The sequence below is a fragment of the Kutzneria sp. 744 genome (assembly GCF_000568255.1).
Classification (GTDB): domain Bacteria; phylum Actinomycetota; class Actinomycetes; order Mycobacteriales; family Pseudonocardiaceae; genus Kutzneria.
Window position 1 is genome coordinate 914,256 of the sequence record NZ_KK037166.1, and the last position, 5,220, is coordinate 919,475.

The 5,220-nt window shown below is 70.2% G+C and carries 4 protein-coding genes and 2 pseudogenes; 4 read left to right on the forward strand and 2 right to left on the reverse strand.

Features of this window, described 5'->3' with window-relative positions; translation table 11 throughout:
- The first annotated feature begins 40 nt into the window (after positions 1–40).
- Together KUTG_RS03955 and manD are read left to right on the forward strand one after the other, a co-directional pair.
- On the forward strand, positions 41–883 hold the full coding sequence (locus tag KUTG_RS03955) for an acyltransferase domain-containing protein (protein ID WP_052393892.1): 843 nt from the start codon (positions 41–43) through the stop codon (positions 881–883).
- Between the two features lie 20 nt (positions 884–903).
- Positions 904–2,113 (forward strand): annotated as a pseudogene (gene manD / locus KUTG_RS03960) (D-mannonate dehydratase ManD).
- Positions 2,114–2,236: 123 nt separating this feature from the next.
- Here manD and KUTG_RS65920 read toward each other — a convergent pair.
- A pseudogene (locus tag KUTG_RS65920) lies at positions 2,237–2,959 on the reverse strand (GntR family transcriptional regulator); the annotation flags it as partial.
- On the opposite strand from KUTG_RS65920, the gene KUTG_RS03970 reads away from it, so the two are divergent.
- The gene (locus KUTG_RS03970; protein ID WP_043714970.1) at positions 2,882–3,604 is read left to right on the forward strand and encodes an SDR family oxidoreductase; all 723 of its coding nucleotides are present in this window, start codon (positions 2,882–2,884) and stop codon (positions 3,602–3,604) included. The pseudogene KUTG_RS65920 and the gene KUTG_RS03970 sit on opposite strands and share 78 nt — an antisense overlap.
- On the opposite strand, the gene KUTG_RS03975 is transcribed toward KUTG_RS03970, so the two are convergent.
- Positions 3,545–4,087, reverse strand: coding sequence for a winged helix-turn-helix transcriptional regulator (locus KUTG_RS03975; RefSeq protein ID WP_052393893.1), 543 nt, complete (start codon positions 4,085–4,087; stop codon positions 3,545–3,547). The two genes, KUTG_RS03970 and KUTG_RS03975, sit on opposite strands and share 60 nt — an antisense overlap.
- An 80-nt stretch (positions 4,088–4,167) precedes the next feature.
- Between KUTG_RS03975 and KUTG_RS03980 the strand changes: the two genes are divergently transcribed.
- Positions 4,168–5,112, forward strand: a complete 945-nt coding sequence (locus KUTG_RS03980) for a nitrilase-related carbon-nitrogen hydrolase (protein ID WP_043714972.1) — start codon at positions 4,168–4,170, stop codon at positions 5,110–5,112.
- Positions 5,113–5,220 lie beyond the last annotated feature (108 nt).

Below are 5,220 nucleotides of genomic sequence, written 5' to 3' on the forward strand. Positions count from 1 at the left end.
CCGGCCGTGTCAATACAGTGTCGGCAGGAGGTGCGGCCTGATGACCTTGGAGTTCCCGACCCCGTCGACGGCACGGGATCGGCTGCGTCGGCTGGGTGTGCCGGAGGCCGACGTCGAGCCGGCCGTCGAGGCGATGGCGGTCATGGAGCAGTCCTCCGAGCTGAGGGCTTCGTTGGCTCGCCGGCACCAGGAGCTGTTCGCCGACGCGTACCCGGCCGACTGGCCGGATCTGCCGCCGGACGCCGTCGGCCGCTACTTCTACCTGATCCTGTTCATGCTGGCCGTTCCCACCGCCCTGAAGCGCCTCCAGGGTGTCTCGGACGCCGTCGTCCAGGACACCTTGGCCGATGTCGGCGCCAAGGCCCTGTCCTACCGGCTCGGCCACGGCGTCGGCGGCCTCGACGAGCAGAACTGGCTGGTCCGGCACTTCCGCGGCCTGCTGCTCCGCCTGGGCCGGCTGCAGTTCGAGCCCACCACGATGCCGGCCGCCGGTCCCGAGGCCGGACAACCCGTGCTGGACGTGCACATCGCCGCCGACGGCCCCCTCACGCCGGCCCTGGTCAGCGCTTCACTGAAGGAAGCCGCGGAGTTCTTCCCGTACTACCGCCACGCGATCTGCCGGTCCTGGCTGCTGGATCCGCAGCTGGGTGAGTACCTGCCGGCCGAGGCCAACATCATCCGGTTCCAGCGCCGGTTCCAGCTGTTCGGGCCGGCCGAGGAGAGCGACAGGGACGTCCTCTACTTCGTGTTCAACGCGCCGAAGGACGTCCTCACCGATCTCGACTCGCTGCCACAGCAGAGCACCCTACAACGTGCGATCGTCTCCCACCTGAAGGCCGGCCGGCACTGGCAGCTGCGTTCCGGCTGGCTTCCCTTGCCCTGAAACAGAACCAGGAGTCGCGGATGCGCATCGCCGAAGCACGGGTCGTCGTCACCTGCCCCGACCGGAACTTCGTCACCCTGAAGCTGGTCACCGACGACGGCCTGACCGGTGTCGGCGACGCCACCCTCAACGGCCGCGAGCTCGCCGTCGCCGCGTACCTGAACGAGCACGTGCTGCCGGTGCTGATCGGGCGCGACGCCTCCAGGATCGAGGACACCTGGCAGTTCCTGTACCGGGGCGCGTACTGGCGACGCGGGCCGGTCACCATGACGGCCATCGCCGCCGTCGACACCGCGCTGTGGGACATCAAGGGCAAGGCCGCCGGGCTGCCGGTCTACCAGCTGCTCGGCGGACGCTGCCGCGACGGCGTCACGGTGTACGGCCACGCCAACGCCGAAACCGTGGACGACGTGCTTTCCGATTTTTGGACGGTACGTGGACATGGGCTACCGCGCGGTGCGGGTGCAGACCGGAATCCCGGGCCTGGCCAGCACCTACGGGGTCAGCGGCGACAAGATGTTCTACGAGCCGGCCGACGCGGCGCTGCCGAGCGAGAACGTGTGGTCCACGCCGGCCTACCTGAACCACGTGCCGACGGTGTTCGAGCGGGTCCGCGCGGAGTTCGGGCCCGGCCTCGCGCTGCTGCACGACGTGCACCACCGGCTGACCCCGATCGAGGCGGCCCGGCTCGGGCGCAGCCTGGAGCCGTACGCGCTGACCTGGATGGAAGATCCGGTGCCGGCCGAGCTCCAGGAGGGCTTCCGGCTGATCCGTCAGCACACCACCACACCCATCGCCGTCGGCGAGGTGTTCAACAGCATCTGGGACTGCCAGCAGCTGATCACCGAGCAGCTGATCGACTACGTCCGGACGACGGTGGTGCACGCCGGCGGCATCAGCCACCTGCGCCGCATCTTCGACCTGGCCGCGCTGTACCACGTGCGGAGCGGGTCGCACGGCGCCACCGACCTGTCGCCGGTGTGCATGGCCGCCGCGCTGCACGTGGATCTCAGCATCCCGAACTTCGGGCTCCAGGAGTACATGCGGCACACGCCGGCCACCGACGCCGTTTTCCCGCACAGCTACCGGTTCGCCGACGGCTACCTGCATCCCGGCGAGGAGCCGGGGCTGGGCGTGGACATCGACGAGGACTTGGCCGCGCAGTATCCGTACCGCCCGGCGCAGTTGCCGGTGAACCGGCTGGTCGACGGAACGGTGCACAACTGGTGAAACGCCCGCTACGACTCGGTTCGTGAGGCGACGATCAACGTGGTGGTCAGCTCGATGTGGCGGCCAGCGCCGCACGGCCGCGTCGGCGTCGCCGTCGATGGCGTGCTGTGCGATGGCGGCATGCTCCGCGGCCGGATCCCTTGCCGCGTCCGAGGAATCGATGGCCTCGGACCATCGGCGGTACAGGCGGGCGCTGGTGCGCAGCGCGGTGGCGATGGCGTAGAGGCGCGGGCTGCCGCAGCCGGCCAGCAGCACGTCGTGGAACTCCTCGTGGACGACGTCCCACTCCGGCGTGACGGTGGTGGGATCGGCCGGGTCCCGGCGGGGCGTGTTGGCCAGGGTGAAGTGGGCCGCCACCAGCCGGGCGCGCCAGGCCATGTCGTCACGCTCGACGCCTCGGCGCAGGGCCAGTCCCTCGACGTCCATCCGCGTGCGGGTGAGGTCGAGCAGGTCGTCGACGGAGATCGGCGTGACCTGGAAGCCGACCTGCGGGCTGGCCTGCACCAGGCCCTGCTCGGCCAGCCGGCTCAGCACCTCGCGGGTCAGCCCGGCGCTGGCGTCGTAGCGCTGGCACAGCACGGTGAACTTCAGCCGCTCGCCCGGCGCGAAGAGACCGGTGAGGATGTCGGCCCGCAGCCGGTCGTGCACCTCGTCCGTCCTGGTCTTCGCGCTCGTCGCCACGCCGGACAGGATACCCAACTTCGACATGATCTCCGATTTTCGAAGATAGCTTGACACCTCGAACATCCGGGACCGAGACTTCCGGCCATGACCTCTGTTCTCATCACCGGCGGCGGGACCGGGATCGGCGCCGCCGCGGCCGAGCTGTTCGCCAAGGCCGGGCATCACGTGACCATCACCGGCCGGCGCGCGGACGTGCTGGCGGCCACCGCCGAGCGGCTGGGCGTGGACCACGTCGCGTTCGACGCCGCCGAACCGGCCGCCCTCCAGGAGGCGCTGAACTGGCTGCCGACCAGCGTCGACGTGCTGGTCAACAACGCCGGCGGCAACACCGACCGCCGCCGCCCCGCCGTCGAGCCGGGCGACCTGGCCGGCATCGCCGACGCGTGGCGCGCCAACTTCGAGGCCAACGTGCTGACCACGGTCCTGGTCACCGAGGCGCTCAAGCCGCGACTGGCCGACAACGCCCGCATCGTCACGGTCGGGTCGATCGCCGCCAAGCTGGGATCGGGCTCCTACGGCGCGGCGAAGGCGGCGCTGGAGGCGTGGAACGTCGACACCGCACGGACTTTGGGCGCCCGGGGCATCACCGCCAACCTCGTGGCGCCGGGCGTCACCGTGGACACCGAGTTCTTCGCCGGCACCGCGACGCCGGAGTGGATCGCCAGCCGGGTGTCGGCCGCGTTCAACAAGCGGGCGGGCACCCCGGACGAGGTCGCGGAGACCATCTTCTTCCTCGCCCGGCCCGAATCAGGCCATCTGACCGGGCAGGTCATCCACGTCAACGGCGGCGCGTTCACGGCTCGCTGAAGCCCAGTCGCCGTTGGCGCTGACCACCAGGTCGTCGAGCTCCACGACCTTGCCGGACGGTGTGACCGCCGTGATCACCACCGGCTCGCCGGTGGCGCGGTCGGACAGCTGGAAGGGACCGTCGTCCGGTTGCAAGTGGGCGTTGCCCCACTGCATCAGCCCGAACACGACCGGCAGCAGCTCCTTGCCGCGGTCGGTGAGGTGGTACTCGTAGCGGGTGCGCTCTCCCGGCTCACGGTAGGGCTGCTTGGCCAGCACCCCGAGCTCGGTCAACCGCTTGAGCCGGGATGACACGATCGCGTCGGTGCTGTGGGTCCGGCGCACGAAGTCGTCGAACCGGGTCGTGCCGTAGAGCGCCTCGCGCAGCACCAGCATCGTCGAGCGGGTGCCGAGGACGTCGATGGCCTTCGCTACGGAGCAGTCGTCGTTGGCCAGCTGCCATCCGCCGCGATCGGCCAGGGGTCCCCCGAATGTGATCGGCATCGCCTCTCCTCTCTGGCTACTATTCTACAGAGCCAGGCTGGCTATCATCAGTGGGAGCCAGACCGTGAGAGGGAGGCCCCATGACCGTCGTCACCGCCGCCGCCGTGCAGCTCAGCCCGGTGCTCTACAGCCGGGAAGGCACCGTGGACAAGGTCGTCCGCAAGATCGCCGAGCTCGGCCGCTCGGGCGTGCAGTTCGCCACCTTCCCCGAGACCGTCGTGCCCTACTACCCGTACTTCTCGTTCGTGCTGCCGCCGTACCGGATGGGCGCCGAGCACCGGCGGCTGCTGGAGCAGTCGGTCACCGTGCCGTCGGCCGCGACCGAGGCCATCGGCGAGGCCTGCCGGCAGGCCGGCATGGTCGTGTCGATCGGCGTCAACGAGCGTGACGGCGGCACTATCTACAACACCCAGCTGCTGTTCGACGCCGACGGCACGCTGATCCAGCGCCGGCGCAAGATCTCGCCGACCTACCACGAGCGCATCATCTGGGGCCAGGGCGACGGATCCGGGCTGCAAGCCGTGGACAGCGCCGTCGGCCGCGTCGGCCAGCTGGCCTGTTGGGAGCACTACAACCCGCTCGCCCGCTACGCCCTCATCGCCGACGGCGAGCAGATCCACTCGGCGATGTGGCCCGGGTCCTTCTCCGGCGAGCTGTTCGCCGAGCAGCTGGAGATCAGCATCCGCCAGCACGCCCTGGAGTCCGCCTGCTTCGTCGTCAACGCCACCGCCTGGCTCGACGCCGACCAGCAGGCCCGGATCATGGCGGACACCGGCGCCCCGGCCGGCCCGATCTCCGGCGGCTGCTTCACCGCCATCGTCTCGCCGTCGGGCCGGCTCCTCGGCTCACCGATCCGGGACGGCGAGGGAGAGGTCGTCGCCGAGCTCGACTTCGCCCTGATCGACCAGCGCAAGCTCCAGATGGACATGCGCGGCCACTACGCCCGGCCCGATCTGCTGAGCCTGGCCGTCGACCGCCGTCCGGTGCAACACGTGCACTCACAAGCTGATCTCGTGAGGGGCTGACACCTGGCCCGTTCTCGGTACAGTGCGAGTCATGCTGGCGAGCCCCGACGACGCGGTCCGGGCGCCATGCCCGGGCCTGACACGCCGACCGTCACCGACCTGCTGCTG